The sequence below is a fragment of the Streptomyces sp. NPDC021225 genome, from assembly GCF_044332865.1.
Taxonomy (GTDB): Bacteria; Actinomycetota; Actinomycetes; order Streptomycetales; family Streptomycetaceae; genus Streptomyces.
This window is the reverse complement of record NZ_JBIRPV010000004.1, coordinates 291015-312281: the sequence shown is the minus strand read 5'-3', so window position 1 is coordinate 312281 and position 21267 is coordinate 291015. Positions and strand designations below refer to the sequence as shown.

Annotated in this window: 12 protein-coding genes; 5 read left to right on the top strand and 7 right to left on the bottom strand. The window is 74.2% G+C overall.

The genetic code is table 11. From position 1 onward, the window contains the following. Window positions 1–125: 125 nt before the first annotated feature. From ACH4S9_RS19975 to ACH4S9_RS19950, 6 genes are all read right to left on the bottom strand, one after another. Window positions 126–2951 (bottom strand): AAA family ATPase, encoded by a 2826-nt coding sequence (locus ACH4S9_RS19975; protein ID WP_398373345.1) that lies wholly within the window; start codon window positions 2949–2951, stop codon window positions 126–128. Beyond that, entirely contained in the window at window positions 2941–5646 is a 2706-nt protein-coding gene (locus ACH4S9_RS19970; protein ID WP_398373343.1) for a helix-turn-helix transcriptional regulator, read from the bottom strand. Before ACH4S9_RS19970 ends, ACH4S9_RS19975 begins: the two co-directional genes overlap by 11 nt. A 59-nt stretch (window positions 5647–5705) precedes the next feature. Then, window positions 5706–8633, bottom strand: coding sequence for an AAA family ATPase (locus ACH4S9_RS19965; RefSeq protein WP_398373341.1), 2928 nt, complete (start codon window positions 8631–8633; stop codon window positions 5706–5708). A gap of 313 nt (window positions 8634–8946) precedes the next feature. Next, entirely contained in the window at window positions 8947–9435 is a 489-nt protein-coding gene (locus ACH4S9_RS19960; RefSeq protein ID WP_398373339.1) for an ATP-binding protein, read from the bottom strand. Beyond that, entirely contained in the window at window positions 9432–9626 is a 195-nt protein-coding gene (locus ACH4S9_RS19955; RefSeq protein WP_311725417.1) for a DUF5999 family protein, read from the bottom strand. The genes ACH4S9_RS19960 and ACH4S9_RS19955 overlap by 4 nt, the downstream gene beginning before the upstream one ends. 178 nt (window positions 9627–9804) lie before the next feature. Then, entirely contained in the window at window positions 9805–12015 is a 2211-nt protein-coding gene (locus ACH4S9_RS19950; RefSeq protein ID WP_398373336.1) for an ATP-binding protein, read from the bottom strand. 303 nt (window positions 12016–12318) lie between these two features. Here ACH4S9_RS19950 and ACH4S9_RS19945 point away from each other — a divergent pair, with 303 nt between their 5' ends. Beyond that, entirely contained in the window at window positions 12319–14607 is a 2289-nt protein-coding gene (locus ACH4S9_RS19945) for an ATP-binding protein (protein WP_398373334.1), read from the top strand. 150 nt (window positions 14608–14757) lie between these two features. Continuing rightward, window positions 14758–16698, top strand: a complete 1941-nt coding sequence (locus ACH4S9_RS19940) for an aminotransferase class I/II-fold pyridoxal phosphate-dependent enzyme (protein WP_398373332.1) — start codon at window positions 14758–14760, stop codon at window positions 16696–16698. A 99-nt stretch (window positions 16699–16797) separates the two neighbouring features. On the opposite strand, the gene ACH4S9_RS19935 is transcribed toward ACH4S9_RS19940, so the two are convergent. Next, window positions 16798–17202 carry a hypothetical protein gene (locus ACH4S9_RS19935; RefSeq protein ID WP_311725413.1) on the bottom strand — a complete coding sequence of 135 codons (405 nt, stop codon included), beginning with the start codon at window positions 17200–17202 and terminating at the stop codon, window positions 16798–16800. A 128-nt stretch (window positions 17203–17330) separates the two neighbouring features. On the opposite strand from ACH4S9_RS19935, the gene ACH4S9_RS19930 reads away from it, so the two are divergent. The 3 genes from ACH4S9_RS19930 (at window position 17331) to ACH4S9_RS19920 (ending at window position 19302) form a co-directional block, all read left to right on the top strand. Next, on the top strand, window positions 17331–18191 hold the full coding sequence (locus ACH4S9_RS19930) for a helix-turn-helix transcriptional regulator (protein WP_311725412.1): 861 nt from the start codon (window positions 17331–17333) through the stop codon (window positions 18189–18191). Beyond that, entirely contained in the window at window positions 18192–18428 is a 237-nt protein-coding gene (locus ACH4S9_RS19925; protein WP_311725411.1) for a DUF397 domain-containing protein, read from the top strand. Window positions 18429–18492: 64 nt separating this feature from the next. Next, complete coding sequence (locus ACH4S9_RS19920; protein ID WP_385337231.1) at window positions 18493–19302, top strand: SAM-dependent methyltransferase; 810 nt, start codon at window positions 18493–18495, stop codon at window positions 19300–19302. Window positions 19303–21267: the final 1965 nt, after the last annotated feature.

Genomic DNA, 21267 nt, shown 5'->3' with positions numbered 1-21267 from the left:
GGTTGCCCCGTCGAGAGACGGACAGGGTGTGGCGCCCGGTGCGGGAGCGGGGACCGAACCCCCGGGCCCGGCATGCCGAGGGGACCCGTTGAGTACCGGGCCCGACCGGCGGCGCATTAGCGGCGTTAACTCCCTTTGACCGCCTGGAGCCTGGGCAGTGCGGCGATGAGTTCACGCCGCCCGGAAACGGCCAGCTTGCGATAGGAATTCGTCAGGTGCTTCTCGATGGCACGAGATGACACGCCCAGCTCTCCGGCGATCTCCGTATTGGTCAGCCCCCGGCCAGCGAGGGCGACCACCCGGCGCTCGGTGCGGGTCAGCACCCGCTCCGGCCGGACCGCGGCGCCCGGGCCGTCGCTGCGGGCCCGTTCGACCAGCCATGGCGCCTCGCACTCGGCGGCCAGCGCCGCGGCCTCCCGCAGCAGTTCCCCGGACTCGGCGCGGCCTTCGAGGCGCCGGCCCAGCACCAGCAGGGCGCGGGCGAGTTCGAGTTCGTTGGCCGAGCGGCGCAGCACGCCGACCGCCTCGCGCAGCAGGGCCTCCCCCTGATCGCCGCCCAGCAGCGAGCCCTTGAGCCGCAGGGCCCGGCCGATGGCCACGGGGGCGCCCCACTCCTCGGCCCGCAGCCGCTCCTCCTCGGCGAGCGCGAGCGCCGAACGGATGTCGCCGAGCCGCTGGTAGAGCCCGGCCGCGCGGGGCCGCCACGGGAACAGCACCGGGTTGCGCCAGCCCGCCGCCTCCAGCCTTCGGCCGCTGGCCATCAGGATCTCCACGGCGGCGGCCCAGTGGCCGCGGTGGGCGTCCACGGCCGCGCCCAGGAACTGAAGGCCTGCCGTCAGGGTCAGGCAGGAGGACCGGTGTTGTGAGGCGCGGTCCAGCATCCGCTCGATCAGCGCGGGATCGCCCATCTCCAGGGCTGTGAAGATGAGGGCGACGGTGGAGGTGACGCCCAGTTCGTGCCAGTGGGCCTCGGACAGCCGCAGCGCGCGCTCGGCGTGCGCGTGGGCCCGGGCGGCCCGGCCGCGCGCCATGAACACCATCGCCCGCTCGAGGTGGCCGAATCCGTCGGCGACCGTGGCGGCCGCGTGCGGCCGGCCGATCCGCTGCTCGACGGACAGCCAGGTGCCGAGGGCGTCGACGGAGTCGGCGGCGACCAGGGTGACGGTGGTCAGCGGCAGCGCGGAGTACACCCGCGCGGTCGCGGCCGGCTCGCGCTCCAGGAGGCGCCCGGCCAGCCGGGTGAGCTCGGCCGCGGGCAGCCGGCAGGCGAGCATGGCGGCGTAGAGCAGCACCGCGACCAGTTCGCGCTCGGCGGCCGTGGCCGTCGGCGGCTCCGCCCCCATCCCGCCGAGCCGCTCCACCGCCGAGGCCAGCTCCGCCGGGTCCTCGATGGCGCCCTGGCGCAGCCGCGCCTCCAGCCGCAGGGCCACCTCGCGCGACGCCCCCTCCAGCGCGTCCGGCGGGCCGAGCTCCTCGGCGACCTGGCGCAGCAGGTCGCGCGCGGAGAAGGTGGTCGGGCCCATGACGGCCGGGGAGAGCCGCAGCGCCGCGGCGGCGCGGTGGGCGGCGGTGGGGAGCAGCGGGATCGCCTGGGAGATGTGGCGTTCGCAGGCCGCCGGGTCCGGGCCGCGCTCCGCGGTGGCCAGGTCGATCAGCAGCCGCGCCCGGCCCTCCCCCGACAGGGAGCCGTCCAGCAGCGCGCGCCGCAGATAGCGCATCGCGACCTCGGGGGCGCCCCGGCGCAGCGCCACGTCCGCGGCGGCCCGCAGCACGCCCACCGACCACGGGTGGCGGGAGGTGACGCCCAGCATCAGCTGTGCGGCGACCTGTTCGTCGGAGCGCCCGCCCCGGTACAGCAGCTCCGCCGCGCGGTCGTGCAGCCGCTCCCGCTCCGCCACGGACAGGGTGGACTGGACGGCGTCCGCCACGACGGGGTGGACGAAGCGGGGTTCCCGTTCGTCGGCCGCCAGCCCCAGTGCGTGGAGGGCGCGCAGCGCCGCCGCGAACCCGATCGGGTCCAGGCCGGCCAGCAGCGCGACGAGTTGAGGGGCGCCCTGGTCGCCGAGGGCCGCGATCGCGGCGGCCAGGTCGCGGATGGGGCGCGGTTGGAGGCCCACGCATCGGGCGAGCCGCTCGCGCAGGTGCGGGGGCCGGGACGCGCGGGCCGCGGCGGCCCGGTCGGCGGTCGGCCGGGGGCCGGTGTCCGCGAGGTCCGGCAGCACGGAGGTCAGCAGCAGCGGGTTGCCGGCGCAGGTCTCGTGGCAGGCGCGGATGAACTCCTCGTCGCCCGGCTCGCCGAAGTGGTCGCGGATCAGCTCCGCGGTGGCCCGGGACGACAGCGGGCGGGGGCGCAGCCGGTGTGTCGCGGCCTCGACGACCTCGCACAGCAGGGGGTCCCGGGCGCGCGGCTCCCCGTCCCGCAGGGTGCACACCAAGACGGCCCGCAGCCCCCGCAGCCGCTTGGCCAGATAGGCCAGCCAGCGCAGCGAGGGGGTGTCCACCCACTGGAGGTCGTCCACCAGGATCAGCAGCGGGCCGTCGGCGCAGACGCCTTCCAGCAGCGAGCGCAAGGCCCGCAGCACCGGTTCGAAGGCGGCGGTGGGTGCGTCGTCCGCGGGCATGGCCTCGTCGGCGGGGAACAGCCGGGCGACGTCGGCGACGTCGGCGAACTCGCGCGTCCAGCGCTCACGCAGCTCCCGGGGCGCACCCGCCAGCAGGCTGTCGAACAGCTGGCGCACCACTCCGAAGGCGAACTCCGCCTCCACAGGGGCCGCGTTGGCGCGCAGCACGCGCACGTCGTCGTCCGCGGCCCGCGCGGGCAGCCGCTGGAGCAGCGCGGACCGGCCGATGCCGAGCGGGCCGGTCAGCAGGACGAGGGACGGACGGCCCTCGCGGGCGTCCCGTAACGCCGCGCTGATCTGCGCCAGTTCGTCGTCCCGCTCATGCAACATCCGTGTCGTAGCCCTCCATCGAGCGCACCAGCGCACGCAGTTCGGCCCGGCCGCTGATCCGCAGCTTCCGGTACGCGCCGCTCAGCCGCAGCTCCACCGTACGGGTGGTGACGGAGAGCGTGTCGGCGATGTCCCGGTTGCCGTGGCCGAGACCCGCGAGGGTGGCGGTCCGCCGCTCGGCCTCGGACAGCGCGGCCCAGGCGGCGGGCCGGTCGTGGCCCGTGAAGCTGGGCGGCCTGCCCAGGCGCTGGGCGAGCGCGCGGGCCCGGGTGGCCGGTCTGCTGCCGGGGTGGGCCGCGGTGAGCCGGGTCAGCTCGGCCACCAGGGGCGCCGCGATCTGCCGCCGCCCCGCGTCCAGCTCCGCCGTGGCCAGCTCGATCAGCGCCCCGGTGTAGGCCATCGTGGCCGGGGTGGCCCGGAGGAGGCGCACGGCCTCGCGCAGCCTGGCCGTCCGCTCCTCGCGGACGGCCCGCCCGACGCCCAGCTCGGCCCAGCCGACGGCGCTCGGCGCGCCCCAGCGCCGGGCCAGGGCCAGCTCGTCGTGGCTGAGCCGCTGTGCCTCCTGGTGGTGGCCCAACGCGTGACAGGCCCGGGCGGCCATGGAACGCCAGGGCACCAGGGCCGGGTTGTCGTACTGGAGGCGCAGCAGCCGCCGGCCGGCGGCCAGCAGCAGGTCGACCGCCTCGACCGGCCTGCCGTCGGCGATGGCCACCAGCCCTCTGGCAAACAGCAGATGGGCCCCGGCCATGCTGTTCCACGAGGCGTCGGGGTCGGGCAGGGCCGCGAGCGACTGGGCCCGCTCGCGGTCTCCGCTCTCCAGCGCGACGAGGATCCGCACGGCCCGCGCGTAGGGGGCGTAGAGGGGGTGCCAGTGGCCCTGCGGCAGGGCCCGCTCGGCGGCGGCGACATCCCGCTCGGCCAGGTCGGACCGGCCCCGGCGCAGGCTGAGTTCGCCGCGCGCGGTGAGGACGAGCGCGGCGGCGGCGCGGGCCGGGCCGCGCCGGACCTCGGCGAGCAGGACGTCCAGCCGCTGCGCGGCCTCGTCCAGGTCGTCGGTCAGGCACAGCGCCCGGCACGCCACCAGCCGGGGCAGCAGCAGCGCACCCTCGTCACCGCGGTCGGCGAAGGCGCCGCGGGCCAGCGCCCTGGTGGTGAGCAGGTCCTCGCCGCGCAGGGCCAGCTCCCAGGCGCGCACCCCCGACTGGGCGGGCGAGGCCGGGTGGCCGGGCAGCGCGGGAACCTCGTGCAGCAGCAGGTCGGTGTCGTCGTGGCGGCCCATTTCGGCGAGCCAGAACAGGGCGGTCAGGGCGTCTCGTTCGCCATCCCGCGCGACCGGCAGCGCGTCCGCAAGCGCCCGGCGTACGACATCGTTGCCGCCGCGGGCCAGCGCCAGGTCGGCGGCGCGCATCCGCGCCCCGGCGAGTTCGGGGCCCGGCGAGCGGAGGATCCGGGCGAACCGGCGGTCGCCGGCCTCCGGCGCCTCCACGACCTCGAGGGAGGCCAGCTCAAGGCTCAGCCGGGCCCGCTGCTCGCGGTCCAGCGGCTCTTCCAGCGCGCGGGTCAGACAAGCGATCGCGCGACCGTGGTCGGCGGCGCGCAGCGCGTCCGCGCAGGCGCGGCGCAGCGCGTGGACGGCCCAGTGCGCGCCGACCGGGCGGGCGGCGAGCAGCAGCGCGGCGATGGCCGCGTCGTCCACCGCGGCCCGGTGGGCCAGCTCCGCGGCGCGCGCGTACAGATCGGCCCGCTCGCCGGCGGGCATCTCCTCCAGCACCCGGGCCCGGACCTCCGGGCCGGGGAGCCGCAGCGCCGCCCCGGTGCCGGGGGCGGTGAGGCCGGTCGCCTCCAGCGTCTCGCGCAGCCCGGCCTCGTGCTCCGGACGCGGGTCGAGGAGCGTGCACACCAGGGGGAAGTCCAGCAGGTCGCCGCAGACGGCCAGGGCGCGCAGGGCCGCGACCGCCGGGGCGGGCAGGCCGCGCAGCGCGCGGGTGGCGTGGTCGGCGGTGACGGCGGCGGTGATCGCGCGCAGTCGGGGCACTTGGGCGTCGACCGGTTGGTGTCCGGCGTCGGTGAAGCGGCGCAGCGCGTCGTGGAGGACGGCCGGGTGGCCCGCGGTGGCGTCGGCCGCCGCCGCGGTGAACCGTTCCTGCCCCGGGCCGCCGCACACCAGGGCCACCGCCGCCGCGACCTCGGCCGAGTCCAGCGGGCGAAGCACCAGCCGGGTCACGGGGAGGGGCCCCGGGGCCCCGGGGTCGACCAGGTGGGCGGGGCCACTGGCACCGGCGAGCACCGCGACCGGCGCGCCGGGCAGCCGCCGTACGAGCGCCTGGAGCCAGCGCAGCGAGTGCGGGTCCAGCCACTGCACGTCCGCGACGGTCAGCAGCGTCGGCCGGTCCCGGGCCGTGCGCAGCAGCCCGGCCGGGTCCTCGGGTGTGATGTCGGCTGCGGGGCCCACCAGTTGGTTCACCGCTCCGTACGCGAGATCGGTCTCGCCGGGGGTGCCCCGGGCGCGCAGCACGCGCAGGCCGCGGTCCTCGGCGAGCCCGGCGGCCCAGCGCAGCAGCGCGTCTTGTCCGAAGCCCGCCGCGCCGGTCAGGGTGACGACCGCCGGGTGGTGTGCGCTCAGGCCGGCCACGGCCCGGGCCAGGACCGCCCGCTCACGTTCACGCCCGATGAGGGGGAGCCCGGAGAGCTGCATGCGGTTCACTATACACTGAGATTATAGTCGGGGCGGGTCCGAGCTGCGGGGCGCACCGCTCAACTCCGCCCGCGGGACGCGGAAACCCAGGCCGGCGCCCGTGGATCGGGGGCGCTCCGGGTGTGCAGCACGGCGCCGAGCTCGGCCCGGTGACCGACGCTCAACTTGCGGTAGACGCCGGTCAGATGCATCTCGACGGTGCGCACCGTGATGAACAGCGACTCCGCTATCTCGCGGTTGCCCGCCCCGGCCGCGGCGAGGTTCGCGACCGTGCGCTCCATGCCGGTCAGCAGATCCAGCGGCGAGGCGGTGATCTCCCGCATCCGCCCGCCGGAGGCGACCAGCCGCCGCCGGGCCTCCTTGGCGAGCGCGAGCGCCCCGCAGCGCCAGGCGAGGTCGGCGGCGGTCCGCAGATGCTCACGGGCGCCGCGCGGGTCGCCCGCCTCCAGCAACGCCCCGCCCAGCAGATACTCGGCCCTGGCGTGTTCGGCCCTGGCGGGCGACCGGGACAGCGACTCGACCGACTCGGCGAGAAGCTCGACGCCCCGGCTTCCCCCGGTGGTCACACCACGGGCGAGCGCGGCCAGCCCGAGCGCCCGGGACGTCCCCCACCGCTCGGCGAGGCCGGCGCCCCACTCGACGATGTCCCCGGCCTCCTCCGGACGCTTCAACTCCGCCAGCAGACAGGCCGCCTCGACCCACCAGGGCGCGAACGCCGGGTTGGTGAACCCCGTCTCCTCCAGGGACCTGCCGCAGTCCAGCAGCAGGCCGAGCGCCGTCTCGCCGTCGCCCAGCGCCCAGCGGGCCCGCGCCCGCGCCATCAGATAGAAGTGGTACTCCAGCACGAAGCCGTCCAGGTTCGGCCGGTCGATCTTCTCCAGCAGCGCCTCGGCCCGCTCCGGCTCGCCGCGGTCGACGAGCGCCGTGGCCAGCGCCGTCTGAGGCATGGTCACATGGCCGCTCCAGCGCTCCCCGGCGATGATCTCCACCGCGGTCTGGGCGTCCGCCAGCGCGTCCGGGATCTCGCCCATCGCGTGCAGCATCAGGGCGCGGGAGGACAGGGCGAGCACATACGTCCACACCGCCGCGTTCTCCTGGCTGTAGCGCAGCGAGCGGTCCAGCGCCTCCAGCGAGCCCTGGACCTCGTCGGCGAGGGAGAGCGCCAGCGAGGAGAAGATCAGCGGCAGGGTGCCGGTCGCGGCGTCCGACCCCCGCTGCGCGCGCCGCGCCTGCCGCACCGCCCGCTCCGCCGAGCGGCCGTCCATCGCCGTCAGCACGCTCATCATGGCCAATATCTGACGCTGCGCCGGGGTGTCCCCGGCCGGGGCGGCCATCCGCGCGAAGCGGGCGCGGACGGCGGTGATCGTCGCCTTCTCGTCGCACCCCGTGATCAGCAGCACCGACTGGACGAGGGCGCGCAGCTCGCGGTCGGCGGGATCGGGGTGGGGGCCGGACCCCAGCTCGGCCTCCAGCGCGTCCAGGACCTCGCCGAGCACCCGCACGGCGGCGGGCGCCCGCTGCACGGTCAGACAGGCCATCCCCAGCTGGACGGCGATGGTCGCCCGGACGCGTATGTCCAGGGCCAGCTCCAGCGCCTCCTCCAGCAGCCCGATGGCCTCGCGCGGGTTGATCTCCGCCAGCGACCTGGCCAGTTGGGCGCGCGCCGACACGCTGTCCGGCTCCGCCTCCAGGACCCGGTACAGATAGCGGACCGCGGCCTCGGGGGCGCCCCGGGTCTCGGCCAGCGCGGCCGCGTCCCGCAGGACCCGCGTCATCCACGGCTGGTCCACGGCGGGCACCAGCAGCAGCTGGCCCGCGACCTCCTCGGCCGGCCGCCCGGCGTCGCTGAGCAACAGGGCCGCCCTGACCCGCAGCTCGCCCAGTTCCTCGGCGGCGGCCGAGTCCAGCAGCGCCGAGCGCACCACGTCATGCGCCGGCTCCAGCCGGTCGGGGGCGACCACCTCCGCGCGCCGCAGCGCCGCCACGGCCTCCTCGACCAGCGCGGCGGGCACTCCGGCCAGCGCCCCGACGTGCTCGGCCCGCTCCGACTCCACCTCGCCGAGCACCGCGATCGACGTGGCCACATCGCGCGCCCAGGCGGGCAGGCGGTCCAGCAGGGCGCGCACGGACAGCGCGACCACGCCCTGGCCCACTTCGGCGACCGCGCCCAGGCTCTTCTCGTCCGGCGACGCACCCCTGGACCGCAACTCGCCCAGCAGCCTGGCGAGCTTCAGCGGGTTGCCCCCGGAGACGGCCGCGGCGCGCTCGACGAAGGAGGGGTCCACGGGCGCCGGGAAGACCCGCCCGACCATCTCCCCCACCCCGTCCTCGGTCAGCGGCTCCAGACGCAGCGCCGTGGAGCGGGGGTGGGCGGCGATGTCCGTGAGGGCGCCGGGGGCGGCGGGCTCGGCCTCGGTGCGCCGGGCCAGCACCACCAGCAGCGGCAGGTCGTCCGCGCGGCGCAGCAGAAAGTCGATCCAGCGCAGCGACCGCTCGTCGCACCAGTGCGCGTCGTCCAGGACGAGCACCAGCGGGCCGCGCGCCGTCAGATTGACCGTGAGCCAGTAGAGCCCGTGCAGCACGGGGTAGACGGTCGCGGCCGTGCCCGGCCCCTCCTCGCCGGGGCGGGGCCGCAGGGCGGGCAACGCGCGGCGGGCGCTGCCCCGCAGCAGCGGGGATTCCTCGGCGCCGTCGGCTGTGTCGGCTTCGGACAGCCCCAAGCGGCCGAACAGGGCCCGTACGCCGCCGTAGCCCGCGTTGGTGACGACCTCGCCGCATCTGCCGTGGAGCACCGTCATGTCCCGGCACGCCCCGCCGTTCACAAAGGCGTGCAGCAGACTGGTCTTGCCGATACCGGCCGGGCCGGACAGGATGACCAACCCGGCGCGCCCGGAGCGCGCCGCCTCGGCGTGCTCACCCAGGGCCGCCAGCTCGCGGGAGCGCCCGATCAGGGAGCCGGATAACCAGGATTCGCCGGTCCGGTCCATCACAAGCCCCCTCGCGCCCCAACCCGCTGCGATAAGCCGGACAAAATATGCTACTCAATGCGATCACAAGGCTACACGAGTGATACGAAGGTGATCAACCGATGCGTCAGTGATCGGTGATGCCCTACGGAATCGGTGTTCGCGCCACCGCCGCGGCGGCCCGCCGGGCGGGCGTGGCGAGGCCCGGGGCCGGAAGTCGCGGTGGAGGGCACTCACCTTCCGGTCCCCGGGCCATTCGGCATCACGGAGTGCGTGTTTGCGCTGTACCGTCCGATGGCATCTCCTTTCGTCGAGGGTCACATGTCGTTGTTGATCAGGGGGCGTCGGGGTGTCCCTCGGCGCCGGGACGGATGTGCAGCTCGAACCACACCGTCTTACCCGAGCCCGTCCGCTGGCTGCCCCAGCAGCGGGCCAGCAGGTCGATCATGTAGAGGCCCCGGCCCCCCTCGTCGTCCTCGCAGGCCTCACGGGCACACGGGGGCGTGGGGTCGGCGTCCTCCACCTCACAGCGCAGCGCGTCCTCCGCGGGGCACAGGCACAGCGTCAGCCGCACCGGCCCCCCGGTGTAGCGCAGCGCGTTGGTGACGACCTCGCTCACCAGCAGTTCCGCATCGTCCGTCGGGCCTGCCAGCGCCCATACGGCCAGCTGCGACAGCACCAGCCGCCGGGCGGTGGACACCGAGGAGGGATGGGGCGGCAGCACCCAGGACACCCCCCGGTCGGCGGCGCGGGCTCCACGCCGCGCCGGCCGCCGGAGGGTGCCGGGCGGTGGCGCGAGGGCCACGGTGGGTGCATTCGTCATGCGGTCTGGTCCGGGGAGGTACGGGGGGCGGGGACGACGCGTCCGTCGGGGAGCAGCTCACCCGTGTCCGCGAAGATCACCACACCGTTGCACAGGAGGCTCCACCCCTGCTCGGGGTGGGTTGCCACGAGACGCGCCGAATCGTGATCGGTGGCTTCGGCGGGCGGGCAGGGAGGCTGGTGGTCACACATGGCTCGGGCCTTCGATCTTCCGCCGACTTCCGGCGGAATCCGGAATCGAGGCATTCAGCATGCGTCCGGGGACATCCCCCGGGGAGGGGAGAAATCCCCGCATGGGTACCTGAGTGGTCTTTCGGGGCTCACTCGCCTCCTTATTTAGGGCTCGGTTCGCCTCCGCCCGCCGCTGGGCTCACGCGCCGGCCGAGGCCGCGCGGCGGCCGCGGGGGCGGGGCCGGTGGGGGGCGTGGAGCGCGGCGGCCGCGGCCTCGTCGTCCGTCAGCCGCGTCCCTGCCCGGTACGCGGCGGCGTACGCGGCGCCGCCCAGGTCGGCGCGCAGCCGGGCGGCGACCTCGTCGTGCACGGCGGCCAGGTGCCGGAACCCCGAGGGCGAGGCGCCCAGGGAGCTCCACATCGCGTCCGCCGCGCCGAGCAGCCGCGCGCCGTGCCCGGACTGTCCGCCGGAGGCCGCGGTCCAGGCCAGCACCTCCAGGCACAGCGCCATCCCCCACCTGTCGCGCACCGCCCACCGGGTGCGCAGGGCGTCCCGCACCAGGGTGGTGGCGCGCCGCCGGTCGCCGCGGCGCCAGGTGTGCAGGCCCAGCGCCCACAGCGCGTAGGAGCGGGCCCACTGGGCCCCGCCGGCCTCGCACAGCGCCAGGCACTCCTCGCCGAAGGCCGAGGCCCGGGCGTCGCCGTACAGGGAGCAGGCCATGGTCAGCTGGTAGAGGGCGCTCATGACGCCGTTGCGGTCACCGGCCGCGCGGTGGCCCTCCAGCGCCTTCTCGATGAGGCGGATCGACCGGGGGAAGTCGCCCTCGTACAGCGCGAGGCCGCCCCGGTGCTGGGTGGCGCGGATCAGGGTGGGCTCGTGCCCGAGCCGGAGGGCCAGCTCCCGGCACTCGTCGAGCCGGGGCAGCGCCGCGGCCGTGTCCCCCTGGAGCGTCGCGAGCCACGCGTCCACCCACAGGGCCTTGCCCCGGGCCTCGCTGCTCTCGGGCGCGAGCCACAGCGCCTGGCCGAGCCAGTGGCGGCCCTCGCCGAGGCTGCCGCCGCAGATCCAGTGGGGCCACAGCCCTGCGGCGATCTCCAGACCGGCGCGGGCCTCGCCGGGCTCGGCGCAGCAGAACTCCAGGGCCGCGCGGAGATTCGCGATCTCGCCGCGCAGCCGGGTGAGCCACTCCTCCTGGCGCGGGGTGAGCCACTCCTCCTCGGCCTCGCGCACCAGGTCGCGGTACCAGTCGCGGTGGCGCCGCCGCGCCGCCGCGGCCTGCCCGTATCCGGCCAGCCGCGCCCGGCCGTACTTGCGGATCGTCTCCAGCAGCCGGTAGCGGACCCGGCCGCCCCGCTCCTCCCGCACCAGAACCGACTTGTCGACCAGCCCGGTCACCAGGTCGAGCACGTCCTCGCGGGCCAGGCCGTCGCCGGAGCAGATCTCCTCCGCCGCCCGCAGGTCGAAGTCCCCGGCGAACACCGACACCCGGGCCCACAGGGCCCGCTCGCCCGGGGAGCACAGGTCGAAGCTCCAGTCGACGGCCGCGCCCAGGGTCTCGTGGCGGGCCCGGGCAGGGGCGGCTTCCCCCGCCGCGGGCTCCGCTACCCCGGCCTCCCCCGCCGCGGGCTCCAGGCACCGGTCCATCCGGTCCAGCACCTGCTCGGGGTCGAGAGTCCGCAGTACGGCGGCGGCCAGCTCGATGGCCAGCGGGAGTCCGTCCAGCCGCTCGCACAGCAGGGCCACGGTGTCGGCGTTGTGCGGGCCGAGGGTGAACGAGGGCGAGGCCCGCACCGCGCGGGCCACGAAGAGCTCCACCGCCGGGCAGCGGGCCAGCGCCTCCGGGTGGTGCCGCCGGTGCGGCTCGGGCACGGGCAGGGAGGGCACCCACAGGACCGTCTCCCCCTGCACCCGCAGCGGCTCACGGCTGGTGGCCAGCACGCACAGCCGGGGGGCGCGCCGCAGCAGGCTGTCGGCGAGCCGCGCGCAGGATTCCACCAGGTGCTCGCAGTTGTCGAGGACCAGCAGCGCCCGCTTGCCGCTCAGATGATCCCCGAGCAGCTCCACCGCCGACCGCGCGGCCTGGTCCCGCAGCCCCACCGCGCCGGCGACGGTCTGCGGGAGCAGGCTCCGGTCCTCCAGCGCGGCGAGCTCGACCGTCCACACGCCGTCCGGGAACTCCCCGCGCATCAGATCGGCCACGCCGAACGCCAGCCGGGTCTTGCCGACCCCCGCGACGCCGGTGAGGGTGAGCAGCCGCGTACGCCCGAGCAGCTGCCGGGCCTCGGACAGCTCGCCCGCCCGGCCGACCAGCCCGGACGCACCGGCCGACACCGCCGCACCGGCCGCTCCCGGCCCGCGGGCGGGCCCGGCCCCGCCGCGGCGCCCGCCCTCGTCACGCGTCGCCGTCATGCGATGTCCTTCGCTTCCGTCCTGCCACCGCCTCCGGCCGCCGGCCTGCACTCCCCACACGGCCCCAAACGGCGCATTACCACCATTCTCCCTGTGTCTCCCCCGCCCCGCCCGCCCGGCGCCTCCCCGGACCCGCGCGCCCCCAAGAGGCCAGGCATAGCCTGGAAGCGTCGGGCCCGGCCCGATGGCCCGAGAAGGAGACCCGGCGGCCGGGACTGGTTCGAGGCATCCATGAGCGCGGTGGCATCAGGCACCTCGAACGGTCGGCACACCGGAAGGCTGCCGGCCGAGGTGACGAGTTTTGTGGGGCGTCGGCACGAGGCGGCCGAGGTCAAACGGCTGCTGTCCGCCTCACGGCTGGTGACCCTGACCGGCGTGGGCGGGGTCGGCAAGACCCGGCTGGCGCTGCGGGTGGCCGAGGACGCGCGCCGCGCGTTCCCGGACGGCGTGTGGCTGGTCGAGCTGGCCGCGCTGGCCGACCCCGGGCTGCTGCCGCAGAGCGTCAGCGAGGCCCTGGAGCTGCGGGACCACTCCTCCCGGCCCGCGGTCGAGGCCCTGGTCGACCACCTGCGGGACAAGCAGGCACTGATCCTCCTGGACAACTGCGAGCAGCTGATAGAGGCCTGCGCCCTGCTCACCGGCCGGCTGCTGCGCGAGGCCCCCCGGCTGCGCGTCCTGGCCACCAGCCGGCAGGCGCTGGGCACCGCGGGCGAGCAGACCCTGTCCGTCCCGACGCTGGCACTGCCGGACGCCAGGGGCCCCCGGCTGTCCACCGCGGCACTGGCACAGTGCGACGCGGTGCGGCTGTTCGTGGAGCGGGCCGGCGCCATCCTGCCCGGGTTCTCCGTCACCGAGACCAACCGGGACGCGGTGGAGCGGGTCTGCCGCCAGCTGGACGGCATCCCGCTGGGCATCGAGCTGGCGGCGGTACGGCTGCGGGCGCTGTCCGTACAGCAGCTGCTCGACCGGCTGGACGACCGGTTCCGGCTGCTCACCACGGGCTCGCGGGCCGTCCTGCCGCGCCATCAGACGCTGCGGGCGCTCGTCGACTGGAGCTACGACCTGTGCACCGGGAAAGAACAGCTGCTGTGGGCCCGGGTCTCGGTGTTCGCCGGGAGCCTGGACTTGGACGCGGCCGAGGCGGTGTGCGGCGGGGACGGCATCCACCGCGAGGACGTGCTGGATCTGGTGGCCGGGCTGGTGGACAAGTCGGTGCTGATCCGGGAGGACCACCCGGAGGCGGTCCGCTACCGGATGCTGGACACGCTGCGCCACTACGGCCGGGAACGGCTCTCGGCGGCCGGGGAGGAGGCGGTGCGGCTGCGCCGCCACCGGGACTACTACCAGCGGCTGGCGGCCACGGCCCGCGCGGAGCTGTTCGGCCCCACCCAGGTGTCGTGGTTCGCCCGGCTCCAGCGGGAGCACGCCAATCTGCGCACCGCGCTGGAGTACAGCTTCACCGAGCCCGGGCAGGCCGCGGCCGGGCTCGGCATCGCGACCGACCTGCTCTACCACTGGATCACCAGCTACTACCTCGCCGAGGGGCGCGGCTGGTTGGACCGGGGCCTGGCCCTGTGCGCCGAGCCCACCGAGACGCGCGCCCGCGCGTTGTGGACCGACAGCTGGCTGGCCATCATCCAGACCGACATCGAGGCGGCCGCCGCCATGCTGGAGGAGTGCCGGGCGCTCGGTGTCCGGCTGGGGCGCGACGCGGTCCTCGGCTATGTGGCGCTCTACTCCGGGATGATCGCCATGTGCCGGGACGACCCCGAGTCGGCGATCGGGCTCTACGAGGAGGCGGTGGTGCGCCATCGCGCCGCCGACGACCCGGTGGGGCTGGCGCTCGCGCTCATCCGGCTCTCCCTGACCCACTCCTTCCTGGGCGACTCGCCGCGCGCCATCGCGCTGGGCGAGGAGTCGCTGGCGGTGTGCGACGCGTACGGGGAGGGCTGGCACCGCGCGTACGCGACGATGGCGCTCGGCGTCGAGGTGTGGCGCCAGGGCGACCACGAACGCGCGGCCGCCCTGGAGCGGGAGAGCCTGACCTTCAACCGCTCACTGGACGACCCGCTGGGAGTCGGGGTCAACCTGGAGGTGCTGGCCTGGATCTCGGCCTCGCAGAAGGGATACCAGCGGGCCGCCAGGATATTGGGCGCCCTGCGGAACATCTGGCAGAGCATCGGCGCCCCGCTGTCGGGGTACGGACATCTCATCCGTTACCACGAGGCCTGCGCGGCGGACACCCAGCGGGCCCTGGGCAAGCAGGCGTTCCAGGCGGCGGTCAAGGAGGGCGTCCGGCTCTCCTACGACGAGGCGCTCACGTACGCGCTCCTGGATCAGCTGCCCGCCCGGGCCCCGGTCGCGGAGGCCGAGCAGCCCTCGCCGCTGACGCCGCGCGAGACCGAGATCGCGCGACTGGTCGCCCAGGGGTTGAGCAACAAGGAGATCGCGGCCGCGCTGGTGATCGCCCAGCGCACCGCCGAGGGCCATATCGAGCGCATTCTGAGCAAACTCGGGTTCAACTCCCGGGCTCAAGTGGCAGTCTGGGTGGCCGGACAGCATCGAACCGAACACGATTTTGAGGCGGAATGATAACCGCCCACTTGTTCCCCTGTCCCGAACTTCTCAAACACCCCACGAAAATCCTCAGCAGAGTGACGATTGAGGGATCATGCAGCAGGCTCTGGAGACAGAGCAGCAACGGTCGTGTCCGCACGGCCCCGTGACCGAGGAGGTCCTGCTGTGACTGTTGCCGCAGTCGGCAATTCCGGTAATGCCACGGAACTGTTCCGTGGCACCAACCACAGCCCGTCCTACTTCTCCCTCTCCCGCGCGGGAGTGGGCCAGGACGTCGTCGACTTCTGCATCCCCTGCAACCCGTACTTCCCCACGCCCGCCATGTTCGCGGTGCTGGCGGTCCGGCTGCGGGACATCCTCACGTACTACCCGAGCTCGGCGGACACCATCACCGCCGAACTGGCCAGTCTGCTGGGGCTCCAGCCGCAGACCATGGCGATGGGCAACGGCTCGACCGAGCTCATCACCTGGATCGACCACCTGCTGGTCAAGGAGAGCCTGGCGGTGCCGATACCCACCTTCGGCCGGTGGACCGACCAGCCGATGGAGACCGGCAAGCGGGTCGACATGTTCCAGCTCCCGGAGATGGACGGCTTCCGGCTCGACCCGGACGCCTTCGTCTCCTTCGTCAGGGCCCGGGGCTCGCGGGTCGCGGTGATCTGCAACCCGAACAACCCCGACGGCGGGCTGCTGTCCCGGCAGGCCGTCGTCTCCATGATGGACGCGCTCGCCGACCTCGATCTGGTCGTCATCGACGAGTCCTTCCTGGAGTTCGCCGACGCCGAGGCGTATCCGAGCGTCGTGGACGAGGCGGTACTGCGGCCCAATGTCATCGTGCTGCGCAGCCTCGGCAAGAACTTCGGCCTGCACGGGGTCCGTTTCGGCTACCTGGTCGCCAATCCGGCGCTCGCCGTCCAGATCCGCTCCCGGTTGCCGAAATGGAATCTCAATTCCTTCGCCGAGGTCATCGTCTTCATGCTGAAGCGATACCAGCCGGAGTACGCGCAGAGCCTGCGCATGCTCAGCCGCGACCGACACGATATGACCGCCCAGCTGGCCAACCTGCCCGGGCTGACGGTCTACCCGTCCCAGGGCAACTTCGTGTTCGTCAAGCTCCCGGAGGGCGCCGACGGCGCCCAGGTGCGCGACCGGCTGCTGTCCGAACACGGCGTACTGGTCCGCGAATGCGGCAACAAGCTCGGCAGCAGCAGCCAGTTCATGCGGCTGGTGGTGCGCTCCCAGCCTGATGTGCAGCGGCTGCTGACCGGGCTGAGCACGGTGCTGTACGGCACGGCCTGGTACGCCCCGCAGCCCTCCCTGGACCAGCAGCCCTCCTACCTGCTGGAGCAGCCGTCCTACATGGTGGAGCAGCAGCCGTCGTACGCCCTGCCGCAGCAGCCCTCGTACGCGCTGCCGCAGCAGACGTCGTACGCGCTGCCGCAGCCGCAGTCCGAGCTTCAGCAGCTTCTCCAGTCCGTGCAGACGCCGCAGCCCGCGCTCTACCCAGCCACCCCGCTCCAGCCCGTCCAGGACGGCTATGGGCTGTACGCGGGGCAGCAGGCGATGCCCGCGGCCTATCCCCAGCCCCAGGCGCAGCCGATGGCCGAGCTGGCCCCCGCCGCGTACACCCCCGCCGGCCAGGTGCCGTCCTGGCAGGCCCTCCAGCCCACGCCGCAGCCACAGCTCACCCAGACCTTCCAGGCAGCCCCTCAGGCCCAGCAGCAGGCGACGGGCGCGTACGCCCGGCTCCAGGCCATGCAGCAGGCCCTCCAGCAGCCGGCCCAGCAGAGCGCGCCGCAGCCCGCCCAGACCGTGCAGCCTGCCCAGCCCGCGCAGGCCGCCCAACAGCCGCCCACGGGTGGGCGGATGACGGTGTACGCGCCGGACCCGGCGGCCGTCGCGGCGGACCGCTCGTCGATGGACGACACCCTCATCTACATGCCGACGGTGGTCGCGGACCCGGCCCCCGCCCCGGATCCGGCTCCGGCTCCGGCCACTCCGGCCCCGGCGCGTCCGTCCATGGACAGCGACGACCCGCCCGGCGGGGGCGCCCTGCGCCGCTATCCCCGCCCGGCCGCGTATCTCCAGACCGACAGCGGGGCATGACGGCGGACGCGGCCCCGGGATCCGTCCCGGGGCCCGTCGGGGCCGACAGAAGCTAGCCGACAGAACCTGGCCTGGCCCAGCCGGGCCGGCCAGGCGGGCCTAGCCGGGCCAGGTCGGGGGGATCCCGGCGACCGCGCACACGGCGATGTGCAGCACCAGCGGGTGGGTGTACGGCACGGTGCCCTCGGGCCGGTGGATCAGCCGGGGCGCCTCGTCCGCCGGATCCGCTCGCCACGATCCGCCGGTCACCACCGCGCCGACCGAATACAGGGCCATCGCGGGCCAGTTGAGCCCGCAGTCCGACCGTGGCGGGACGATCCACCACCACCGTCCGGCGGCGGAATACACACAGCCCGACCGGGGCAGCAGCTCCATGACTTGACGCCCATGCCGCTCCGGCAGGGCGACGGCGTCGTATCCGGCGTCGGCGAACAGCGTGGGCGGCAGCTCCAGACGCCGTCGGCAGCGGGGCCTGGGCGGCGCCGCGTGAGTTGACGGGATCACGACGCCACTATGCGTAACGCCTTGTGCACTTGGCAAGAGGCACTCTGAAAAGTGCAGAGTCGCAAGTGCAGTGTGTCCGCTCCATTCAGGGCATGACACACTTCGGGCATCAGCTGCGGGAGGTAGAAGTGAGTGAACCGCGGTCCGCCCCGACCGTGGGCCAGGTCGTCCTGGGCAAGCGTCTGCGGGATCTGCGGGAGAGAGCGGGCCTGCGGCGCGAGGAGGCCGCCCAGGTGCTGCACGTGGCCGCCGCCACCATCCGCAGGATGGAGACCGCCGAGGTCGCCCTGAAGATCCCGTATGTGCGGATGCTGTTGGACGCCTACGGCGTCACCGGCGACGAGGCCCAGTCGTTCATCACCCTGACCGAGGAGGCCAACCGGCCCGGCTGGTGGCAGCGGTTCCACGACATCCTGCCGGACTGGTTCAGCGTGCATGTCAGCCTGGAAGGCGCGGCCGCGGTCATCCGCGCCTATGAGCCGCACTTCGTCCCCGGCCTGCTCCAGACCGAGGACTACGCCCGGGCCATCATGCGCACCGGCGCCGTCGGCCAGGTCGACACCGAGGAGGCCGAGCGGCACGTCGCCCTGCGCATGGAGCGCCAGGCGCTGCTCACCCGCGAGGACGCCCCGCATCTGTGGGTGGTGATGGACGAGACCGTGCTGCGCCGGCCCGTCGGCACCCCCGAGATCATGCGGCGGCAGGTCGAGCGGCTGCTGGCGGCCACCGAGCGGCCGAACGTCACGCTACAGATCGCGGAGTTCGCCTCGGGCCACCACCCGGGCACCTACGGGCCCTTCGTCCTGTTCCGCTTCGCTGTACCCGAACTGCCGGACATGGTCTATGTCGAGTACCTGACCGGCGCCGTTTACCTCGACGAACGTGTCGAGGTGGCCTCGCACCTGGAGGTCCTGGACCGCATGGCGGCCCAGGCGGCAACCGCACGACGCACAAAGGAAATCCTCCGCGATTTCCGCAAGGAGCTCTGAATGGATCGCATTTACAACGGCATGCGCGCGGCCGACCTCGGCAACGAGGGCTGGCACAAGCCGTGGAGCGGTGGCAACGGCGGCAACTGCGTCGAGGCCAGGAAGCTGGACGACGGCCGGGTCGCACTCCGTCAGTCCACCGATCCGGAGGGCCCGGCGCTGATCTACACCCGCAGCGAGATCATCGCCTTCATCCAGGGCGCCAAGGCCGGCAAGGCCGACTTCCTGGTCTCCTGACGCACCCGCATCTCCCGACCCACCCGCGCCGACCCCCATGGAGCGCCCGATGTCAGCACCGTCAGTGCCCGGGCCCGAATCCGGGCTCACCAGAATCGACACCAGCAGGCCGCATCCGGCCCGTGTCTACGACTACATCCTCGGCGGCAAGAACAACTACCCGGTCGATGAGCAACTGGCCGTACAGATCCTGGACATCGACCCCACCGTCGCCACCTCCGCCAAAGTCAACCGCCTGTTCATGCACCGCGCCACCGAGTGGCTCGCCCGCGCCGGCACCCGCCAGTTCCTCGACATCGGCACCGGAATCCCCACCGAGCCCAACCTCCACCAGGTGGCTCAGCGGATAGCCCCCGACTCCCGCGTGGTCTACACGGACAACGACCCGATCGTGCTGCGCCACGCCGAGGCCCTGCTGCGCAGCACACCGGAGGGCGCCACCCACTACCTCGAGGCCGATGTGCGCGAGCCGGGGAAGATCATCGACCTCGCCGCCGAGGTGCTCGATCTGAACCGGCCGGTGGCCCTGTCGCTCATCTCGCTCATGCACTTCATCCCGGACGAGCAGGGCGCCTACGACCTGGTGCGCGGCCTGATCGACGCGCTCGCCCCGGGCAGCCACCTCGTGTTCTCGCACGCCACCGCCGACGGCAGCGAGGAGGAGGCGGAGCGGGTCGTGGCCCTGTACCGCGAGGGCGGGGTGACCCTGCGGCCACGCACCCGGGCGGAGGTCGCCAGGTTCTTCCACGGCCTGGAGCCCGTCGGCCCGGCGCCCGTCCTGGTGTCGCACTGGCGGCCGGACGCCGAGACGGAGGAGCTGGCGCCCGACGACCCGCCGGTCACGGTCTACGCGGGCGTGGCTCGCAAACCCTGAGCCGGGGCCGGTGGCGGCCCCCGAGGCGACACCTGCCCGCCGCCCCGCGAGGTGGCGGGCGAGTGTCCGCGGTGGCCCCGGGCCGGCCTTCGGTGGTGGTCGCCGCTTCGCCAAGTAGCGCTGGTATACGGCGTGTTCGGCGGCCGGAGAGGTCAGGAACGGGGCGTGAATCGCGGAGACAGCCGCCCCGCCCGGTGCCCGACGGGCGGTCGGCGGCACGCCCCGGCGCACCGTGCGCCCCCGGGTGAGGCGTCCAGCGGCATGGCGTAGGCACGCATACGACACTTCACGTACGGCGCCGCGCGGCGGCGACCACCGTACGTCGTAGGCACGCTGCGCTCTCCCGGCGGTGCGGGCCCGGTTACGGGCCCTTCCCGCTCACCGGCGGACGGGGCCCGGATAAAGAGGGCGGTGATGCCCTCCAGGGTCCCGACTGGCCGACGGGGAGAGTTGATTATTCACAAGCCGCCCCGGCGGGCGGTCTGCGGAGGAAGTCGATGTGATTGCCATGGTATGCGCGGCGGCACGCATCCCGCTATACATGGACCGCCTGATTCTCCGCCAGTTTCCCACACCCCCGGCGACGGACGCCTTTTCGGGAGAAGCGCGGCCGTACAGCGGATCTTTCCCTATCCCGACTCTCGCGGACGGCCTCGTTTTGCGACCACGCCGCACGGCGGCGGGCTTCGGACCGTCGCCGGTCCGGGCCGCAGGCGCAGCGGGCGCGGCGGATATCACCGCGGCCGAGAAGAGACGGTTCAGGGACAAGGTCGATTTTACGGCTCGGCCGCGCAGCCGCGGGTTCCGTCTCCGTAGCATGCCCGGTCCGGGGGCCGAACCCCGCACCAGGAGCCGCAAATCCATACGGGCGGTAAGGAACCGGTCGGCCGGACGCTCCATCCCACGTCGGGGACCGGGGCTCCGCGTCTGCGTCTGCCTCTGCATCTGCGTCCGCACTCGACGAAGTCGCAAATCGATACGGATGAGAAGGGACGGACCACGGACAACGCCGAAATCGGGCCCCGCCGCTCCGGCCACAGCCCCACCTGGGCGCCCGGACCCGTGACGGCAGCCCCGTACGGCGTGGCGCGCGTCCATACCCCCAGGAAGGAGCGGGTCCGAGCACGGCGTCCAGACACGTCCGGCCCTGCGAGAGGCACAGCCCCACGCCCTTCGACCGGACGAAGCACCTCCGCACCACGGCTTCGTACCGGGATAGTTCAGGAAGGGACGGTTCCGGACCGCTTCGATATACGACCCGCCTCGTACCGGAACCGCGTGCCAAGGTCCGGGCCTCGGTTCGAACCCCGCGCCCAGGACCGCAAATGCATCCGCCCGGGACGACACGAGTGAGCGCCGGACCCGATCTCGATATACCCTCCGCCGCGACTCGATGACACCGCGTCAAAACAGGGCCAAGGCCCGATCTCGCGTGCGGCGTCGTCCGAGGATCACGGCCGGGGCGAGGACCCGGGCCGGACCGCCGCCGGCCTCATGGCCCATCCGTTCTTCTTCTCCCCTTCTCCCCCCGTTCTTCTCTGTCCCGCTTCTCTCCCGCCCCCAACAGACGGACCCGGCCAGGGCGTTCGCGCTTTTCCGCCGACCTCCCGGCCGGACCCCCTACGGCTGGGCCGGTGACCGGGGGCGGCCCGCGGGCCGGCGGATTCCGGGCGGCGGCCGGGTCCCGGCCCGGCATCGCCCCAACCCCCTCACCGGGCGTATTTCGCCTCTCCCCGAGGCCGGCGGTACCGATGGGGCCGGGAAAGGGCAATCGCGCGGATTAGCCGGCCCGGTGCGCTCCGGGAAAGAATCATTTCCCGCCGGGCCCCGGACGGTCCGGGCCTCCACCGCCGCGCCGGGCACGGCCCGCCCCGGCCCCCTCGGCGTCCAGGCCGCGGCCCGCGCCGGCCCGAGCCGTGCGCCCCCCGGCCTCCACGCGCCTTGCGGCTCACGCCTGACGGGGCA